This window comes from Microcoleus sp. MON1_C1 (assembly GCF_036701945.1).
Taxonomy (GTDB): domain Bacteria; phylum Cyanobacteriota; class Cyanobacteriia; order Cyanobacteriales; family Microcoleaceae; genus Microcoleus.
The window spans coordinates 20,443-39,840 of the sequence record NZ_JAUBRO010000002.1 but is presented as its reverse complement, the minus strand read 5'-3'; the positions used below and the strand labels follow the sequence as shown (position 1 = coordinate 39,840).

The following is a 19,398-nucleotide window of genomic DNA, read 5'->3' as shown; positions in this document are numbered from 1 at the left end:
CCAATGTTGGCAAACAATACCTATTTACAATCTCAACAGATCTAGCTCATCGCCCTATATAAATATAGTTAAAGGGCTAGGGGTTAAGAAACAACATTCTTTACCGATGCAATTTAACAGCTCAACTTAGGGGGTATAAAGTTTAGAGATGGCCTTATTATTAACTGGATTTCAGGTAAAACCTTAGTTTTATTGCATCATTAAATTCCCCAAGTATATCCCAAAAAATTGAAGAAATCTCTATTCATTTATCGCTTAATTTATGGTAATCCCTCGACGCAACGTAATTATAAGTTTAGGCCAAACACCACTTAAACGATTGCTACCTCTTTTGCTGGGTGTGGTGGCCTCTGTTGCTGTTTTATTTACGTGGCAACAGCTAACCATCAACGGACAAATCCACATCGAGCAGTTAATTCAGCAGGAAGCCAATGCGATTCAGTCCCAACTGAGCGAAGGATTATCAATTCGGGTGTTGACACTTCGTCAAATGGCGAATCGCTGGGAAGCTAATGGCGGTACACCAAAGGCTCTTTGGGAAGCCGATGCTGAGGCTTATGTAAAGGATTTCTACGGTTATCAGGCGATCGCATTAGTCGATCCATCATTTAAAGTGCGATGGGTTGCGCCCCTGGCAGGGAATGAGGCAGCGCAAAACCTAGATTTTAATCGGGAACTGCGTTGCAAAATTACTTTGCAAGTAGCTCGTGATTTGCGTCAACCTATCTTAAGTCGCAATATTTCACTTGTTCAAGGGGGTGAAGGGTTTATAGCAAGTTTTCCTTTATTTGTAGGTAATCAATTTGAGGGGTTTATTGTCGGAGTTTTTCAGTTTCAAACTCTATTTGACAGTATTTTAAAAGTGTCACACGGGTACAATGTGGCTATCTATGCTGGCACAGATTTGATCTACGGTCAAGAGATTTTATCTCACTATTTACAGCCTAAAACAGTTGTAGTGAAAGCCTATAGTGTAGACTGGCGAATAGATGTTTATCCAACTTTAGAGTTCCTAGAAGAAAAATTCTATTTACCAATAGTTGTGTTAATAGGTGGCTTGATTTTAGTTGGGTTGCTTATGTTGGTCGTGTATCTCGCACAAGTTAGTTATTCCGAAGTCGATAAATTCAAAAAAGCCAATCGCCAGTTGCAATGGGAAATTCACCAGCGACAACAGGCAGAAATGGCGATCGCTCGACTAGCTGCAATCGTTGAATCCTCGGAAGATGCCATTCTCAGTAAAGATTTAGAGGGTGTAGTTACAAGTTGGAATGTAGGAGCAGAAACTATTTTTGGCTATACAGCCGTCGAAATAGTAGGGCAATCAGGGACAAAACTGATTCCCGCAGACTATCGAGATGAGGAAAACGAAGTTCTCACCAAAATCCAGCGAGGAGAACGCATCGAACACTACGATACAAAGAGGCTGAGGAAAGATGGAACATTAATCGATGTCTCGATGAGTGTCTCCCCCATTAAAGATGAAACAGGGAATATTATTGGAGCCTCAAAGATTGCTCGGAATATTGCTGACCGCAAACAAGCAGAAGCAGCACTACGTCAAAGTGAAGAACGCTGGGAACTGGCTGTACGCGGTAATAACGACGGCATTTGGGATTGGAATGTTCAAACCAACGAAGTCTTCTTCTCTAGTCGCTCGAAGGAAATCTTGGGCTATGAAGAGAAGGAAATTCAAAATAGTGTAGATGAATGGAGAAATCGGGTACATCCCGATGATTTGGGATGGGTAATGCAAGCCGTTCAAGACCATTTTGCCAAGAAAACTCCTTTCTATCTCACAGAACATCGTATTCGCTGCAAAGATGGTTCCTACAAATGGATTCTCGATCGCGGTCAGGCACTTTGGGATAATGCAGGTAAGGTAATTCGGATGGCTGGGTCTCACAGCGACATTACGGAGCGCAAGCAAGCTGAAGTTGCTTTACAGGTAAGCGAAGCCAGATATCGGCAATTGATCGATAACTTAAATGCGGGTTTTGTGATTCATGCGACAGATACCAGCATCCAATTATGTAATGAAACGGCGGGTGAATTACTAGGGCTTTCAATGGATCAAATGCTGGGAAAAACCGCGATATCTCCGGCCTGGCATTTTGTGCGGGAAGATGGCAGCGTTCTGCCCCTACAGGAATATCCGGTCAATCAGGTTTTATCCACTGGAAGTTCCCGGAAAAATTATCTATTAGGAATTAAAAAAGACATTGATAGTTGTGTTTGGGTATTAGTTAATGCCTATCCCGAGATCGATAAAAACGGTCAAATTACACAAGTTGTAGTTACCTTTATTGATATTACTAAGCGCAAAAAAGTAGAGCAGGAAATCCAAACAACTCGCAATTTCTTACAAGCACTGTTGGATCATCTACCGGTGGCAATTTTTGTTAAGGACGCAGAGCCTAAACGATTTGGCCGATTTCAGTTTTGGAATAAAACCAGCGAACGGTTATTTGGCATCTCATCCGAACAAGCGATCGGCAAAAGCTGTTATGATTTTTTCCCAATAGAACAGGCTATATTTTTTGACCAAAAGGATAGAGAAGCCTTTGAGAAAGGTAAAACCGAGGATATTCTCGAAGAAGTTATTGACAGTCATAGTCTGGGTCAACGTTGGCTGCATACTGTGAAGATTCCCATTTACGACGAGCAGCATCAGCCCCAGTACCTACTTTGTTTTTCAGAAGATATCACCGATCGCAAACACGCAGAAGCAGAGCTTAGAGAAATGAGTGAGGTGATGAAAAATGCGGTGTCCGGCATTTCCAAACTGGATATACAAGGGCGTTATCTCTATGTGAATAAAGCTTATGCTGACATGACAGGCTATCAGCCAGAAGAAATGATCGGGATGTCCTGGGAAAATACGATACATCCCGACGAATTGAAAAAACTGATTACCCTCTATTGGCCGATGGTGAAAGAGGGCAGAGTGGAAGTTGAAATGAAAGGAATTCGTAAAGACGGTTCGGTTTTTTACAAACAAATGGTGATGATTTCAACTTACGACGAACAGCAGCAATTTTTGGGGCATTACTGCTTCATGAAAGATATTAGCGATCGCAAAAAAGCCGAAGTTGCACTCGAACAGGAACTTCGGCGAAGTAAAGGCTTTTTCAACACTTCCCTGGACGGTGTTGTTATCATGGATCGGCTCGGAAACATAGTCGATTTTAGCCCGAGTTTTGCGCGGATGCTGGGCTACACCCTGGAAGAAACCATGAATCTTAATGTCTTTGATTGGGATGCTCAATGGACGAAGGAAGAACTACAAGTTATGTTAACAAAAGAGAGCGTTCTTCCTCTGTTTGAGACGCGACATCGGCGTAAGGATGGTTCGGAGTATGACGTGGAAATTAGCTGGAGCCGGGTGGAATTAGAAGGTGAGATGATGCACTTCTGTATCTGCCGGGATATCAGCGATCGCAAACGGAACGAAGCGGAACGCCAACAAGCAGAACAGGCACTCCGAGAGAGTGAAACTCGCTTCCAAGCCTTCATGAATCACAGCCCTGCCCCTGCCTGGATTACCGATGGAAATGGTGTAATGCTCTATGCCAGCCAGACTTATCTCAATACCTTCGAGTTACCCACTGAGGATCTGATTGGAAAATCCATTTTTGAACTTTACCCCGTCGCCATTGCCCAACAATTTTTAGACAATATCCAAACGGTTGCTCAAACCAACGAGCTAATGGAAACGATTGAGATTGCGTCCCGTCGAGATGGAACCCTGGGTGAGTTTCTGGTTTACAAATTTCTCATCCCCGACTTATCTGGGCAAATGCTAGTAGGTGGTGTGGCGATCGATGTGACGCGACAGCATCAAGCGGAAACCGCTTTACAACGGAGTGAGGAACGCTTAATGCTGGCACTAGAAGCCTCTGGAGATGGACTATGGGATTGGAAAATTGAAACTGGAGAAGTTTACATTAATTCCTACTACCAGGAAATGCTGGGTTACAAGCCGGGTGAATTGGTGATGGATGTGAACGTCTGGAACCAGATCATTCATCCTGATGATAAATTCTGGGTTTTGGAGTCTCTGAATAGTCACTTGCAAGATAGCTCAGTTAAGTATGCCTTTGACTATCGTGTGCGTTGCAAGTCAGGTGAGTGGAAGTGGATCGCTAACTACGGGAAAGTCGTTGCCTACAATGAAGATGGTAAGCCTTTACGAATGATTGGAACGCACAAAGACATCAGCAATCGCAAACGGAAAGAACTGGCACTGCTGCACGCAATGGAAGCAGCAGAAGCAGCGAACTTGGCAAAAAGTACCTTCCTAGCCAATATGAGCCATGAATTACGCACTCCTCTCAACGTAATTCTAGGATTTGCCCAGGTGATGACCCATGACCCCTCTTTAACTTGCAAGCAAAAAGAAGACCTGCAAACAATTCGGCGGAGTGGGGAGCACCTCTTGAGTTTGATTAACGATGTGTTGGATCTTTCCAAAATTGAATCGGGACACTTCACAGTGGAAGAAAGCGGATTTGACTTAATTTCGCTGCTGCATTCCCTCCGAAATATGTTGGCGGAACGAGCAAGTTCTAAAGGACTTGACCTTTGTTTCGAGATTGCGCCAGAAGTTCCCCAATTTATTATTGCCGATGCTCAAAAACTGCGCCAAGTTTTGCTCAATCTGCTGAGTAATGCCATCAAATTTACCGATCGCGGAAGCATTAGTCTGCAAGTCAGTATTAAGGCGGACGGTACAGGGGCATTAACCACAACTCGGCCGATTCTCCAGTTTGTAGTCGCTGACACAGGTGTAGGGATTGCATCGGTCGAACTCAATACTATCTTCGATGCGTTTGTGCAAGCCCAAGCTGGGAAGCGATCGATCGGCGGTACCGGGTTAGGTCTAACCATCAGCCGCAAATTGTTGGAACTCATGGGCGGAAAAATTTCTGTCAGCAGCACTGTGGGACAGGGGAGTACCTTCACCTTTACCCTTCCCGTCAGCCCCATCAGTGGAGTTAACGTTACACCCGAAGAGAATAATCGCCTTGTGATTGGGCTGGCTCCCAGTCAACTGGAGCATCGCATTTTGGTGGTTGACGATCAAGCAGAAAATCGCTTGCTAATGGTCAGATTACTGACACAATTAGGATTAGAGGTAAAAGAAGCTACCAACGGACAGCAAGCGGTGCAGATTTGGCAACAATGGCAACCCGACCTAACCTGGATGGACATTCGGATGCCCGTGTTAGATGGATACGAGGCTACGAAGCAAATTCGGGCAATGGAAGACGGACACAACAGTATCATTATTGCACTTACGGCCCAGGCTTCCCAGAGCGATCGCGCCCTCGCCTTAGCTGCTGGCTGCAACGACTACATCAGCAAGCCCTTCCGGGAACAGACCCTATTTCTTAAGATGGCGGAATACCTAAGTTTAGAATATGTATATGAGGAAGAGGAAACAGAAAAGGGGGAACGGGGAACAGATTGTTTTCCTTCTTACCTCTGTTCTGTTTCCCCTAGGGTTTCAGATTCCCTCGATCCAACGCTTCTGGCGACATTACCAAAAGTATGGGTGGTTCAGTTGGAAGATGCTGCTTTATGTGGGGATGATGTTGCGATCGTTGAACTGGTAGCTCAACTTTCCTCAGACCTCGCTCAATTCGGTACTCATCTGACGGAACTCGCCAACCAGTATCAATTTGAGAAAATCATTAATCTAATTCAAGGTAATTTCCCCAGTGGAATTCCTCCATTGGATTTATAAGCTGTTGTGCAGTTAAACGTTTGATTAGGACTAGGGAATTAGGAACAGCACACAAGAATACAATCTAGTTATTGGTAATTCTTGAACAAAACCTCCTTAATTTATATTGAAAATTACTGCTCTAAAATGCCTCATAAAATTACCAAATCTTCCCAAATCACTTCTTTAAATTTAACAAATTTAGAGGAATGCACTGAAGAATCCGTGTATGCTCCCGGTCATATTCAGCCCCACGGAATCGTTTTATTGATGCAAGGAAACAGCCTCAATATTTTACAAGCTAGCGAAAATGTAGAAGAGTTTTTTGGCATTTCTGCCCAAGAATTGCTAGGTCAGCCATTGCCAGATTTATGGGGTCACGATCGAGTACAAGAAATTGTCAGGCATCTCAATGAAGAACAACTCAACATTCATAATACTTTTGATATAAAAATCCCTCTAAAAGATGGCAAAATTCAAACATTTAGAAGCACACTGCATCAACTACCAGATGAGTTGATTCTGGAGCTAGAACCCCAATTGACTATTGAAAATGATCGTTCAATCAATTTTTATCAGCGTCTGCAAGCAGTTATCCTCAACTTTCGCAGTGCGATCGATATTTCGGATTTAGCTCAAACCATTGCTAGAGAAGTGAAAGCCCTGACCGGGTTCGATCGCGTGATGATCTATCGTTTTGAAGCAGATGAGCATGGGGTGGTGATTGCTGAAGAGAAAGAAAGCTATCTAGAAAGCTACCTGGGATTGCATTACCCGGCGATCGATATTCCCGTACCCGCCCGCAAATTGTTTTACCGCAATTGGATACGCCAAATTCCCAATATCAATTACACTCCGGCCAGCCTAATTCCTACCAACCATCCCCTAACCAATACACCCCAGGATCTAAGTGCTTGTGTGTTAAGGGGAGTATCTCCCTACCACATTGAATATTTGCAGAATATGGGAGTTGCTGGGACACTGACGATTTCGTTAATTGACGATCGGCGCCTCTGGGGATTAATTGCCTGTCACCATTACAGCCCGCGATTGGTAGATTACGAAACTCGCAAAACCTGTGAATTTTTAGGACAATTTGCCTCGATCGAACTGGTACATCAGCAAGAGCGAGAATTGAACGTTTACCGATCGCAGGCGAAAAATATTCAGGATCAACTTCAGCAGGCATTCCGGCGAGATTCTAATTTTATCGAACAGGTATTGACCGAAAATGCTTCTCAACTGCTAGATTTAGTTCATGCTCAGGGAGCTGCAATTCTGCTCGATGGCGGTCTGACATTGGTGGGTAAAACACCATCTGAAGCTGAGGTTGGCGCTCTCATGGAGTGGTTGCTGCAACAAAACAAAGAACGAGTGTTTGCAACAGCTTCTTTGTCTCAGTTGTATCCCCAAGCGAAGCAATTCAAAGATCGAGCTAGCGGTGTTTTAGCAATCTCAATCTTTCTATCCTACACCAAACAAAAGTCATACCATATCCTTTGGTTCCGACCCGAACAAATTCAAACTATAAACTGGGCAGGTAATCCACATGATGCTGTGTCGATCGACGAAATTGGAAAAATGCACCTGTGTCCCCGCAAATCCTTTGAACTGTGGCAAGAGACAGTGCGGGAGATGTCTTATCCGTGGGAGATTGCAGAGTTAGAAGCTGCCGCCGAAATGAGACATATCCTCATGCTGGCGGTGTTAGAATTTTCGCAAGCTGCCCTAGAACACGCTGCAGAAAGGGCAGCAATAGCCAACCGTGCCAAAAGCCAGTTCCTTGCCAACATGAGCCACGAGCTCAGAACGCCACTCAACGCCATTCTGGGATTTACCCAGCTTATGAACCGCAGCCCCTATATCGCAGAAGAATTTCAAGAGCATTTAGGGATTATTACCCGTAGTGGAGAACACCTGCTGACATTGATCGACGATGTTTTGCAAATGTCTAGGATTGAAGCAGGGCAATTGGTACTGAGTACAAGCTGTTTTAATCTGCATCGACTGCTAGGTTCTATTAACGAGATGTTCACCATCAAAGCGCCTGAGAAAGGGTTACATCTGAGCAGCGAGTGGGATGCTACTGTCCCCCGTTATGTCTGTGGCGATCAAGCAAAACTTCGCCAAATCTTGATTAATCTGGTGGGGAACGCGATCAAATTTACAACAACAGGAACGATCGTGCTGCGCGGACGAGCTTTTTCATCAGATGATATGCCATCCGGTACAATTCGCGATCGCGCCACTAATCCACCCGATATTAAACCAACTATTACGCTGTGTCTCGAAGTTGAGGATACCGGATCTGGCATTTCTCCCTCCGATTTAGAATCAATTTTTGACGCTTTCATGCAAACCAATCGCGGTCGTCACGGTCGGGGAACAGGTTTAGGACTGTCTATCAGTCGTGAGTTTGCGCGTCTGATGGGAGGGGATATCACCGTGCGAAGCACCCTGAATCGAGGCTCGACTTTTACCTGCCATGTGGTTTTGGAACTACCAGAGTCCGTTGATTTAAGGGAACCTGAAATTAGCGATCGGATTATCGGGCTCGCACCTGGGCAACCTATCTACCGAATTCTAGTAGTAGAAGACGTTCCAGAAAATCGGCAACTGCTGGTGACGCTGCTGGAGTCAGTTGGCTTTGATGTGTGTGCGGTGGAAAATGGGGTAGAGGCGATCGCTCGTTGGCAAACATGGCACCCTGACCTGATTTTGATGGACATTCAAATGCCTGTCATGGATGGTTATGAAGCGACGAGACAGATTCGAGCGCAACAGTCATTAGTCATTAGTCATGGGTCATCAGCAGATAACTCAGGGCAAATGTCACAGAACAAAAGACAAATTACACGCATCATTGCCCTCACTGCCTATGCTTTTGAAGAAGATCGTATCGCCAGCCTGCAAGTCGGTTGCGATGACTACATTGCCAAGCCGTTTAATGAAGACACACTTTTCGACAAAATAGCTCATCACTTGGGCGTCCGCTACTGCTACGCCGAAAAACTTCCGCCAGACTCATCAGCTTCGCCACCAAAGATATTTACTCCAGACTTAAAAACCATGCCAACCAAGTGGATTGCAGAAGTTCATGAAGCAGCATTAGATCTTAGTGATAATAAGCTTTATGAACTTATCGCTCAAATTCCCAAGGAGAAACAAGATTTCATCGCGGCGATGACATCTCTGGTCGATAACTTTCAGCTTGAAGCGATCGCAACTCTCACCCAGATTTAGGAATAAGACCATGACAGCTTTATTCAAACTTGCGGCCCAAACGAATATTCTCATCGTGGATGATACCCCAGACAATCTGCGCTTGTTAGCCAAAATTCTAGAGTCACAGGGCTATATTGTCCGTAAAGCCCTCAACGGCAGAATGGCACTCCAAGGTGTTCAGCGCGACCCACCGAGTCTGATTTTACTTGACATCAATATGCCGGAGATGAATGGGTACGAAGTCTGCCAAAAGTTAAAAGCATCGGAAGCCAGTGCTCAGATACCAGTTATTTTTATCAGTGCGCTTGAACGAGTGGAAAACAAGGTACGAGCCTTTGAACTGGGTGGTGTAGACTATATTACCAAACCGTTTCAAGACCAGGAAGTGCTGATGCGAGTAAAAAATCAATTACTCATCCAACAGCAACGCCAACAACTGCTCGAACAAAACCAACGTTTAGAACACGAAATCCAAGAACGTCTGAGAGCAGAAGCAGAAGTAAGGCAGCTATCCGTGACCGATGAATTAACTGGATTATATAACCGACGAGGCTTCTTTTTACTAGCCAATCAACAATTAAGAATTGCTCGACGCACGCAAACATCCTATTTTATTTTGTTCGCTGATTTAGATGGTTTGAAAAAGATTAACGACACTTTAGGACACGAAATGGGAGATAGAGTAATCGTTGACGCAGCTCAAATATTGAAGCAAACCTTTCGTGAGGCGGATATTGTGGCTCGACTGGGAGGAGATGAATTTGCTTTATTTATTCCTAACTTTTCGGGTGATTCATCTACTAATTTTCATGGTCGGCTGCAAGAAAATATAGATCGCTTTAATCAACAGTCCGAGCGAGCTTATATATCAATAAGTCTTGGTGTGGAGTTTGGGGATTTAAACAATGAAGTTTTATTAGAACAATTGCTGGCAAAGGCTGACAAACTAATGTACGAGCATAAACGCACCAAACGCTGTTTAAATCCTCAACCGTTCTTTTGAGAACAGCGATATAGGAGCGCCATAAGCATTATTTATTAAACGTGAGTTCAAGCGAGAAAGAGTAAACTGAAAACAAGATAGGGAAACAGCTTGAAGACTTTAGCCGCTCAGCCGGAAAACACGATGCAGTACACATCATCACACCTAAACCTGAGAGGGTAGCAACCGGCTTAAAAGGTCTCTCTGTATTAGGTTAAGGGTGTGTGCGCTCAAAAAATGTCGTAGCTATTGAACATTTGCTAGTTGAAATCGAGATGAATTTTAAATTCAGCCGACTTATGTAAAGTATTGTAGGATTAAATTGGCGATCGCTCTAGCTGTTGGCAATTAAAATTAAGAGAGAGTATTTATGCAAATTGTGCTGGCTACCTTAGACGATGACTTAGTTAGAGCGTGGCAAAGCACTTGCGGCAATATGGAAAATGTCAAGATATACCGCGGCTCAATCTTTGATGTGAAATGCGATGCTATTGTTAGTCCGGGGAATAGTTTTGGTTTCATGGACGACGGCTTAGATTTAGAAATTTCGGAATTTTTTGGAGGGCAGGTTCTTCAACGCTTGCAAAAACTAATTCAGGCTCGACATCACGGTGAACTATTAGTAGGAATGGCAGAAGTTTTAGACACCGATCATGATGAAATTCCCTATTTAATAGCTGCACCCATTATGCGCGTCCCCACAGTTTTAAGAGAAACAGTAAATGTTTATCTCGCAACCCGCGCTATTTTGACGCTGGTAAAATTTGGCTCAGTCCCCGATGGAACGCCAGTCAAACATATCATTGAAACTATCGCTATTCCCGGCATGGGTACGGGAATGGGCAAAGTACCGCCACATATCTGCGCCAATCAAATGAAAGTTGCGCTCGAAGAGATCCTCTTATCTCAGTACGAATTTCCTCAATCTTTACTGCACGCTCAAAGATGTCACCACTTGTTATATACGGACGAAAACGAAGATTTGCAGTTGGAAAAGTGAAACTATTAAAGTGACCCGTTTTATTGTGTTGAGAAACCAAGTTTATTAGTGTGTGTTTTTTTAGGTAGAGAGACTTATCACAAATTTAAGTGCGCTAAACCGTACCTGCAAGTTGGCGGTACCCTACACACGAGAGCAACTTTGGTAGATATAATATAATAAAACTGAGGTCATTCCAACTAGGTAAGCGCAGATACAAAAGTTGATAAAGCTGGAACAAGAATTGCCTAGTTTTTATTAAATGCCACAATTCCTTCGGGCGCTAAACCTACAAAGTCGGTATAAAAGACCACAATTCCTTCGGGCGCTACACCTACAAAGTCTGCATCCAGGGACTGTGAGATTTTTTGAAAATGTTTACTACCACAGGAGAAGATTGATATGACAGATCCAAAAGTAACCGAGGAACCAATTTTAGAGGCAACTCTCGAAACGACGGCGATCGTCAAAAAAGAGATGCCCGACGCGACTGATGAGGCGATCGCAGAAACTGCGGCGCTGTTTGAAGCAATTAAAAAACGCGCCACCGCCGAAGTTCAAGCAGCGGGCGAACTCACCCGCGAAGCTTATTTAAAAGCTGTGAATAAGGCCTCCGCAGCGATCGAAGAAAATAAGGATCTCGCCCACGAGAGAGTCACAGCAGCAGTCAGGTTGATTAAAAAAGAATCTGAGAAAAATTGGCTGGTGGTGGATGCGATTAAAACGCGGGCGCAAGCGCAGGTTCAAGAGGCCGGCGAAGTCAGTCGCGAGACTTATTTGAAAGCTGTGCGACAAGCGCGAGAAGCGGTGGAACAAAATAAATTGATCGAACGCGATCGCATCGAACAAGCTGTTGACCACATTCACACGGAAGCTGAAAAGAATTGGCACGTTATTGTGAAGCAAATTGAGTCGATCGGCACTCGCTTGACGGATGCGGCTAAGTCTGCATGGAACTCGCTGACGGCGTTTTTTGACAAGTCTCACAGCGATCGCGGAGATTCCTAGAATGGCCAGCCGGGGGTTGGGAACTCCCAGCGGGTTGTTAGGCTAGCTAGCTTTGGAATTAATTCCAAAGCTAATGGCGATCGTGCGTGCATTTGCATTCAGCAGAAGTTTCAGGCATACTGCATAATTAAAAAGCTTTATTTTTAGTCCACAACCCCCAATTATGAGAAGTTACTACTGCGGCGAACTGCGAAGCGAACACATCGGACAGACTGTCACCCTTTACGGCTGGGTGGATCGCCGCCGCGATCATGGCGGGGTGATTTTTCTGGATGTGCGCGATCGATCGGGTATCGTGCAAATTGTCAGCGATCCTGAACGCACCCCCGATTCCTATCACGGGGCTGAGGCTTTACGCAGCGAATACGTGCTTAAAATTACCGGGCGAGTCACCGGCCGCCCCGCAGATTCCCTCAACCCGAAATTGCCTACGGGTGAAGTGGAAATTTACGCTGACGAAATTGAGTTGTTAAATGCGGTTCGCAAACAGTTACCGTTTCAGGTGGCGACGGCGGAAAATGAAAGCGTGCGGGAAGATTTGCGGCTGAAATATCGCTATTTGGACTTGCGGCGCGATCGTATGAGTCGCAATTTGCAGCTTCGCCACCAAGTTGTGAAAGCTATGCGCCGCCACCTGGAAGATGTCGAAGGTTTCATGGAAATTGAAACGCCGATTTTAACTCGGGCGACTCCCGAAGGTGCAAGAGATTATTTAGTTCCCAGCCGCGTCACTCCCGGTGCATGGTATGCTTTGCCGCAGTCGCCGCAGTTGTTCAAACAATTGTTGATGGTGTCTGGTTTTGACAGATATTATCAAATTGCCCGATGTTTCCGCGATGAAGATTTGCGCGCCGACAGACAGCCAGAATTTACGCAATTGGACATGGAAATGAGTTTCATGTCTGTGGAAGAAGTAATTGCCTTAAATGAAGGTTTAGTCTGCCATATTTTCCAAACTGTCAAAGGCGTTGAATTGCCTTGTCCTTTCCCGCGTTTGACTTACGCAGAAGCGATGGATCGCTACGGTAGCGACAAACCGGATACTCGCTTCGGTTTGGAGTTAGTCGATGTTTCCGATTTGATGAAAGATTCGGGATTTAAGGTATTTTCCGGGGCGGTTGCTGCGGGCGGAATTGTGAAAGTCTTGCCGATTCCGGGCGGGAATGATGCGATTTCTAACGTGCGGATTAAACCGGGCGGCGATTTGTTTAGGGAAGCCAGCGAAGCCGGTGCGAAGGGATTGGCTTACATTCGCGTGCGGGATAATGGCGAAATTGATACGATCGGTGCTATTAAGGATAATTTGACGGAAGCACAAAAACAGGAATTGCTCGATCGCACCGGCGCGCAACCAGGTCATTTGTTGTTATTTGCTGCGGCTGACGCGATAACTGTCAATAAGACTTTGGATAGATTGCGTTTGTTTGTCGGTAACGAATTGGGATTGATTGATAAAGACAAGATGAATCTGCTGTGGGTGACAGATTTCCCGATGTTTGAATGGAACGCTGATGAGAAGCGTTTGGAAGCTTTGCACCACCCGTTTACTGCGCCGCATCCTGACGATATTAATGATTTGAAAACTGCGAGAGCTCAAGCTTACGATTTGGTGTTAAACGGTACAGAAGTCGGCGGCGGTTCTCTGCGGATTTATCAGCGGGATGTTCAGGAAAAGGTGTTTGAGGCGATCGGTTTATCGACTGAGGAAGCTTACAATAAGTTTGGCTTTTTGTTGGATGCGTTTGAGTATGGAACTCCGCCCCACGGAGGCATTGCTTACGGTTTGGATCGGTTGGTAATGCTGTTGGCTGGTGAGGAATCTATTCGCGATGTGATGGCGTTTCCGAAGACGCAGCAGGCTGGTTGTTTGCTGACGAATGCGCCGTCTGGCGTGGATGAGAAGCAGTTGAAGGAGTTGCAAGTGCGATCGACTTATACGCCCAAGTCATAAGGCGATCGGGACTTAGGCAAAGCCTATGTGTCATGCTGAGAGAAGGGAAGCATCTCGCTGGATGCTTCACTACACTGCGTTTTGTTCAGCATGACAGACACGATTCTGCGTCCTGGACTGTCATTGAGTCAAAACTTTGGCTGATACTGTATGCTCTAATTACCTTCCAGGTCTTTAGACTAAAAACGCTATAATTAGCATAATCGAAAATAGGTAAAAACGATGTCAACAGTTTATCGTTTAAAAGCCAGCGAACTCAATCATCATTTTTTAGAACAAATCAAGGCGACTTTTGGAGATAAAGAGATTGAAATAATTGTTTCTGAGTGTGATGAAACCGAATATCTTTTGAAATGCGAAGTCAACAAAAATAGACTTTTAAAAGCTATTGAAAATGTTAAAGAGGGGCAAAATTTAGTTGAAGTTAACTTACAGAATTTGCAATGAGCAGAAGAATTGTTTTTGAATCTTCTGCTTTTGCAGATTTTAATGAATGGGCAAAATTAGACAAAAAGATTTATCGCAAAATTGTAGAATTGATTAAAGATATAGACCGCTCACCGTTTGAAGGATTGGGAAAACCTGAACCTCTGAAATACGAGTTAAGTGGTTTTTGGTCTAGGCGCATTGATAACGAACATCGTTTAGTTTACCAAGTTACGGAGCAAGAAATTGCTATCGTGGCTTGTAAGTATCATTACAGTGAATAGATGTGATTGCGTTTCCGAAGACGCAGCAGCCGGGTTGTTTGCTGACAAATGCGCCGTCTGGTGTGGATGAGAAGCAGTTGAAGGAGTTGCAAGTGCGATCGACGTATACGCCCAAGTGATAATTATGAAACACCTTGACAATTTAACCATTCATAGGTTCCGAGGTCTGCGAGATTTAACTTTGCAGGACTTGGGCCAAATCAACATATTGGTTGGTGGGAATAACTCAGGTAAAACCAGCGTTTTAGAGGCGATATCAACCTATTGTCGCCCCTTAGATCCGCTGGAATGGCTGAATACCTCGTGGCGGCGAGAAATCAAATATTCTCGCAAGCCAAGACTGGAGGCACTAAAATGGCTGTTTCCTCAAAATAAAGAAGAAGAACAATTGGATTTTTACCAAATGGAAACTCATGTTTCTGGTAATGGTAAGTTTTTAGTGAGAGAGTCGAGGGCAATTTACCAAGAATTTGAGGGAGTGGAATTATCCGAAGATGACGAAAGTCAATCCTCAGACGATCTTGGATTTGATAATACTCTGCGAGGTGCAGAAATAGAACTAAAAGCTATTATATCTGATTCACCAAATGAATTATCTGAATTTTTTGAAATTTGGGAAAATGAGCGTTTAACGAATCGGCGAATTCGCTCAGATGCAATGCTGTCAGTTGATACTGTGACACCTTTTTCTCACCGCATAGAACAGTCACAAGTTGGCTTGCTCTCAGAAGCTATTTTTCAGCGTTTTAAGCCAGAAGTGATTAAGCTATTGCAAGTGATGGATTCAGGAATTATTGATTTAGTCATTCTCTCGCATGGCGGCAATCGTAGCAGTCTCTATATTGACCACAAACAAGTGGGAATTTCACCCTTAAGTTCTTTTGGTGATGGAGTACGTCGCTTGCTATTTATTGCTCTAACGCTGACAAAAGTCAGAGGTGGAGTTTTGCTAATTGATGAGATAGAAACAGCAATTCATACTGAAGCACTTCGCAGTTCATTTGCTTGGATTGTGCAGTGGTGCAAGCAAATGAATGTTCAATTATTTGCAACTACTCATAGTTTAGAAACAGTTGATGCGATGTTGGATGCTAGCGATTTGGAGACAGACTTAGTTCTTTATCGTTTAGAGAAACGGGAGTTAGAAACTAAAGCAGTTAGAATTGAACGGGAAAGATTGCAAAGATTGCGGGAGGATTTGGGTCTGGAGGTTCGCGTGTGAGATATGCCATTATTGGAGTAGAAGGTCCGCACGATCAGGCCTTTGTCGGCAAGGTTCTCAAGCTTTTGGGTTTTAAAGATTTTCGGGAAGAGTGGGATAAATTGGATAAGTTGACAAGATTGGATATGTCAAAAGAATTGGAGATTAAATTCGATAAATTCTGGCACAAATTTATTCCTAAGTATCCCAAACAAGGAAGCTTGTACAAACGTCTTAATATGCCTTCTATTCTGTTCACAGAGAGCCTATCGGTAGCAATTTATGAAGGCGAAGGAAGCAATATTGTGACTAATTTGGATGACATTTTGTCTGCTAATTCTGAGTATCAAACAAGCTTGGCAGCATTCGGGATAGTTGCCGATTGTGACAAATCAACTCCCGATCGCATTGTCGCAACATATTCTAACAAATTCCGCAGTTATTTTCCTAATTTTCCAGTTAACCCTGGTGTTGTAGATACTAATAGCCCGCGTACAGGAATATATATTTGGCCAGACAATCAGCAGCAAGGTGTTTTAGATACTTTACTGTGCGAGTGCGGACAGATAGCTTATCCCGCGTACATGGAGAAAGCTAGTTCATATCTAAATGAGTTCTCACAATCAGATATAAAAGCTTTAAAATGGAAAAATTTCGATCGAGAAAAAGCTTTACTTGCTACTGTTGTCAGCGTTCTCAAACCTGGGAAGACTAATACAACAAGTATTGCTGATAATAATTGGGTCAGCGAACAGACAAAGAAGCAGGTTCCTGCTTTGGCAAATTTTATTGAGTTTTTGAGACAACTTTTGGAAGTGAGTTAATGGACGATCGCACTTTTTCAATTCATACGATCGCCCTCAAAGATTACTCTTTCCAGTAACGGGTTAAAATCCGAATTACCTCACCCGCTATCGGCGATGGTAGAGGCGGGCTCCATTCCCCAACTTCTGCAAAACCTAAAACGTGCAACAGATTAACGATGCTGTCTACCGCTTTGGGAACGCCACACAACAGCAAACGAATCGGTTGCTTACCTTGAGGTACATCAGGAATTTCTTCCCGGAGCAGTTCGGGAACTGACTTTGGCTGTGATATCATAGACCTTGAATTACACGAATAGTGGAATTGCGATCGCCCTCAAGTTTTCCAGGCCAGGGGCGATCGCTTTTCCGTTTGTACATCCTCACTCTAGTTCAATCGCTGCCATTTGTCAATCGTTACGACAAAATAAATTGTCGCTGCGACAATTTAAGGGATAGTCAAGGTTGCAGAATGGTAACATCTGCTTGCAAAGTTATCGCTAGCAGTTGAGCATCAGCAGTGATCCGTTGGAAATTGGCAGTTGTGATGGCCGAGCGTAATATCAGCAATAAAGAATTGGCTGCTTTAATTGGGATGCACCCAACTTCTGTGTCTAAAATCAAAACCCGCCGCCGACTCACCAGAATTGACGAAGCAACCCTTAGCGCTTTGTGCAGAGCACTGAACTGTCAGCCTGGGGACTTAATGGTTTACGAGGAGGAGAATCCCGATGACTTAAAATGACATAATTAACACATTAGAGCGCAGCAGGAATGGAGGTTCATGAATCCAAATACGATTAAGCCACTAACTCTACCCTCACTGCTGCTGGCAGATCGCTCTCAACTGCCTGCGTGTCCTGCCGTATACTTCGTTTTAGACGGTGATGCGGTTTTGTATATTGGCAGAACTAGGAACCTTCAACAGCGTTGGCTAGCACATCATCGCTGGTATCAGCTAAAGGTAATGAGTGGTAATATTCGCATCGCTTGGCTCGAATGCAGCGATGCTAGTCTGCTGGTAGCTATTGAAACAGCCTCGATCGAACACTTTGAGCCATCTCTTAACCGAACAAAAGTTGGAGGCGAACAAACCAAAATTTTTGTATATCTTCCAGAAGAACTTAAAGCAGACCTAGAGCGGTTAGCCAAATCGCATTATCGACCGGTCTCGAATATGGTGTTGACATTAATTCAAGAAGCAGTAGATGAGGCTAAATCTGAGGGGAGAATTCAAAACGACGATCGATCGCAGCAACAGAAAAGCGATAGCGACGAGTAAAATGACATGGTGAACACGCTACCCCCAAACCATGTGAGTCCTGCAAAATCTCCCAGAGTTGCCTTTTACCCGCCGCCCGAAATAAAGGAGAAATTAGAGAAGCTGGCGAGCATTGAGCGTCGTTCGATGTCCCAAATGGCATTACTTTTGGTGGAGGAAGGGCTCGAAAGAGCGCAGAAGGAAGGGAGGTTCAATGAATCCAAAGACGATTAAGCCGCTGGAACAGGCAGGATGCCTGTTCAGGAGAATGGTGCTTGATGTGGGTTCACCCCAAACATATGCGTTAACCTAGTTGACTACAACTTGTACCGCACTCCCCAACTAAATTCATGCTTCCCCGCATCAAAGAATTAGCCGCTACCCTAGCACCCCGCTTAATCGAAATTCGCCGCCACATCCACTCCCACCCCGAACTCAGCGGCCAAGAATATCAAACCGCCGCCTACGTAGCCGGAGTTCTCGCATCCAGCGGAGTCCGCGCGATCGAAGGAATCGGCAAAACAGGAGTCCTCGGCGAACTCAAAGGCAACAGCAGCGAGTCCCGCTGGCTGGCAATTCGCACCGATATGGACGCTTTACCGATTCAAGAACGCACAAACTTAGAATTTGCTTCCCGCAACGAGGGAGTGATGCACGCCTGCGGCCACGACATCCACACCACCGTCGGTTTGGGCGCAGCCATGATATTGTCTCAGCTAGGCGAAAAATTGCCCGGTCACGTCCGCTTCTTGTTTCAGCCGGCGGAAGAGATTGCCCAAGGTGCTCAATGGATGATTAAAGATGGGGCGATGGAAGATGTTGACGGCATCCTCGGAGTGCACGTTTTTCCGACGATTCCCGGCGGTTGCATCGGTATTCGCCACGGGGCACTGACGGCGGCGGCAGATGACATAGAATTGATTGTGATGGGCGAATCCGGCCACGGTGCGCGTCCCCACGAGGCGATCGACGCAATTTGGATTGCTTCTCAGATAATTACCACTTTGCAGCAGGCCATTAGTCGCACGCAAAATCCTTTGAGGCCACTGGTTTTGACGATCGGGCAAATTAACGGCGGACGAGCGCCGAACGTGATTGCCGATCGAGTAAAATTATTGGGAACTGTGCGATCGCTCCATCCGGAAACCCACGAAAAACTGCCGGCTTGGATCGAACAAATTGTTTCTAGCGTTTGCGCGACTTACGGCGCTAAGTACGAACTCACCTACAAGCGCGGCGTGCCCGGAGTCCAAAACGACCCAAAACTCACGCAATTAGTCGAAACTGCGGCTTTAGAAGCTTTAGGTCGATCGCGCGTCCAAATTTTACCAGAACCATCCCTCGGCGCGGAAGATTTTTCGATGTACTTAGAACACGCACCGGGAACCATGTTTCGCTTAGGAGTGGGACTGACTGACAAACCGAACTATCCCCTCCATCACCCGCAATTTGAGGTCGATGAAGCGGCCATTGTCACCGGCGCTGTCACCTTGGCCTATGCCGCCTACCAATATTGGAAACAGCATCCAGGTTCACACTAATAGTCTTCG

Annotated in this window: 15 protein-coding genes; 14 read left to right on the top strand and 1 reads right to left on the bottom strand. The window is 44.9% G+C overall.

From position 1 onward, the window contains the following. The first annotated feature begins 262 nt into the window (after positions 1–262). The 10 genes from QUA62_RS01400 to QUA62_RS01355 all read left to right on the top strand — a co-directional run bounded on the left by QUA62_RS01400 (position 263) and on the right by QUA62_RS01355 (position 16,608). Entirely contained in the window at positions 263–5,749 is a 5,487-nt protein-coding gene (locus QUA62_RS01400; protein ID WP_333402065.1) for a PAS domain S-box protein, read from the top strand. Positions 5,750–5,875: 126 nt separating this feature from the next. Then, positions 5,876–8,971 carry a response regulator gene (locus QUA62_RS01395; protein ID WP_333402064.1) on the top strand — a complete coding sequence of 1,032 codons (3,096 nt, stop codon included), beginning with the start codon at positions 5,876–5,878 and terminating at the stop codon, positions 8,969–8,971. A 10-nt stretch (positions 8,972–8,981) separates the two neighbouring features. After that, complete coding sequence (locus QUA62_RS01390) at positions 8,982–9,956, top strand: diguanylate cyclase (protein ID WP_333402063.1); 975 nt, start codon at positions 8,982–8,984, stop codon at positions 9,954–9,956. A 349-nt stretch (positions 9,957–10,305) separates the two neighbouring features. After that, positions 10,306–10,935 carry a macro domain-containing protein gene (locus QUA62_RS01385; RefSeq protein ID WP_333402062.1) on the top strand — a complete coding sequence of 210 codons (630 nt, stop codon included), beginning with the start codon at positions 10,306–10,308 and terminating at the stop codon, positions 10,933–10,935. Positions 10,936–11,316: 381 nt separating this feature from the next. Next, positions 11,317–11,922: a hypothetical protein gene (locus QUA62_RS01380; RefSeq protein ID WP_333402061.1), complete on the top strand. Its 606-nt coding sequence runs from the start codon at positions 11,317–11,319 to the stop codon at positions 11,920–11,922. Between the two features lie 163 nt (positions 11,923–12,085). Beyond that, positions 12,086–13,873, top strand: a complete 1,788-nt coding sequence (gene aspS / locus QUA62_RS01375; RefSeq protein WP_333402060.1) for an aspartate--tRNA ligase — start codon at positions 12,086–12,088, stop codon at positions 13,871–13,873. A gap of 222 nt (positions 13,874–14,095) precedes the next feature. Beyond that, complete coding sequence (locus QUA62_RS01370) at positions 14,096–14,320, top strand: hypothetical protein (RefSeq protein WP_333402059.1); 225 nt, start codon at positions 14,096–14,098, stop codon at positions 14,318–14,320. Then, positions 14,317–14,583: a Txe/YoeB family addiction module toxin gene (locus QUA62_RS01365; protein ID WP_333402058.1), complete on the top strand. Its 267-nt coding sequence runs from the start codon at positions 14,317–14,319 to the stop codon at positions 14,581–14,583. The genes QUA62_RS01370 and QUA62_RS01365 overlap by 4 nt, the downstream gene beginning before the upstream one ends. Before the next feature lie 124 nt (positions 14,584–14,707). Next, the gene (locus QUA62_RS01360; protein WP_333402057.1) at positions 14,708–15,805 is read left to right on the top strand and encodes an AAA family ATPase; all 1,098 of its coding nucleotides are present in this window, start codon (positions 14,708–14,710) and stop codon (positions 15,803–15,805) included. Then, entirely contained in the window at positions 15,802–16,608 is an 807-nt protein-coding gene (locus QUA62_RS01355) for a DUF3226 domain-containing protein (protein ID WP_333402056.1), read from the top strand. The genes QUA62_RS01360 and QUA62_RS01355 overlap by 4 nt, the downstream gene beginning before the upstream one ends. A 43-nt stretch (positions 16,609–16,651) precedes the next feature. Here the strand turns inward: QUA62_RS01355 and QUA62_RS01350 are convergent, their stop codons facing one another. Next, positions 16,652–16,885, bottom strand: a complete 234-nt coding sequence (locus QUA62_RS01350) for a hypothetical protein (RefSeq protein ID WP_190663608.1) — start codon at positions 16,883–16,885, stop codon at positions 16,652–16,654. A 222-nt stretch (positions 16,886–17,107) separates the two neighbouring features. Between QUA62_RS01350 and QUA62_RS01345 the strand changes: the two genes are divergently transcribed. From QUA62_RS01345 to QUA62_RS01330, 4 genes are all read left to right on the top strand, one after another. Beyond that, positions 17,108–17,332 carry a helix-turn-helix transcriptional regulator gene (locus QUA62_RS01345; RefSeq protein WP_333402055.1) on the top strand — a complete coding sequence of 75 codons (225 nt, stop codon included), beginning with the start codon at positions 17,108–17,110 and terminating at the stop codon, positions 17,330–17,332. A gap of 39 nt (positions 17,333–17,371) precedes the next feature. Further along, on the top strand, positions 17,372–17,869 hold the full coding sequence (locus QUA62_RS01340) for a ribbon-helix-helix domain-containing protein (RefSeq protein ID WP_333402054.1): 498 nt from the start codon (positions 17,372–17,374) through the stop codon (positions 17,867–17,869). Positions 17,870–17,875: 6 nt separating this feature from the next. Continuing rightward, a complete protein-coding gene (locus QUA62_RS01335) occupies positions 17,876–18,082 on the top strand; it encodes a ribbon-helix-helix domain-containing protein (protein ID WP_190663607.1) in 207 nt (68 codons plus the stop codon). A 116-nt stretch (positions 18,083–18,198) separates the two neighbouring features. Beyond that, on the top strand, positions 18,199–19,389 hold the full coding sequence (locus tag QUA62_RS01330) for a M20 family metallopeptidase (RefSeq protein ID WP_333402053.1): 1,191 nt from the start codon (positions 18,199–18,201) through the stop codon (positions 19,387–19,389). Positions 19,390–19,398: the final 9 nt, after the last annotated feature.

Excerpts from the sequence above, each read along its gene's own strand:
- QUA62_RS01400 (WP_333402065.1), top strand. The coding sequence starts at position 263 with ATGGTAATCCCTCGACGCAACGTAATTATAAGTTTAGGCCAAACACCA.
- QUA62_RS01395 (WP_333402064.1), top strand. The coding sequence starts at position 5,876 with ATGCCTCATAAAATTACCAAATCTTCCCAAATCACTTCTTTAAATTTA.
- QUA62_RS01390 (WP_333402063.1), top strand. The coding sequence starts at position 8,982 with ATGACAGCTTTATTCAAACTTGCGGCCCAAACGAATATTCTCATCGTG.
- QUA62_RS01385 (WP_333402062.1), top strand. The coding sequence starts at position 10,306 with ATGCAAATTGTGCTGGCTACCTTAGACGATGACTTAGTTAGAGCGTGG.
- QUA62_RS01380 (WP_333402061.1), top strand. The coding sequence starts at position 11,317 with ATGACAGATCCAAAAGTAACCGAGGAACCAATTTTAGAGGCAACTCTC.
- aspS (WP_333402060.1), top strand. The coding sequence starts at position 12,086 with ATGAGAAGTTACTACTGCGGCGAACTGCGAAGCGAACACATCGGACAG.
- QUA62_RS01370 (WP_333402059.1), top strand. The coding sequence starts at position 14,096 with ATGTCAACAGTTTATCGTTTAAAAGCCAGCGAACTCAATCATCATTTT.
- QUA62_RS01365 (WP_333402058.1), top strand. The coding sequence starts at position 14,317 with ATGAGCAGAAGAATTGTTTTTGAATCTTCTGCTTTTGCAGATTTTAAT.
- QUA62_RS01360 (WP_333402057.1), top strand. The coding sequence starts at position 14,708 with ATGAAACACCTTGACAATTTAACCATTCATAGGTTCCGAGGTCTGCGA.
- QUA62_RS01350 (WP_190663608.1), bottom strand. The coding sequence starts at position 16,885 with ATGATATCACAGCCAAAGTCAGTTCCCGAACTGCTCCGGGAAGAAATT.
- QUA62_RS01340 (WP_333402054.1), top strand. The coding sequence starts at position 17,372 with ATGAATCCAAATACGATTAAGCCACTAACTCTACCCTCACTGCTGCTG.
- QUA62_RS01335 (WP_190663607.1), top strand. The coding sequence starts at position 17,876 with ATGGTGAACACGCTACCCCCAAACCATGTGAGTCCTGCAAAATCTCCC.
- QUA62_RS01330 (WP_333402053.1), top strand. The coding sequence starts at position 18,199 with ATGCTTCCCCGCATCAAAGAATTAGCCGCTACCCTAGCACCCCGCTTA.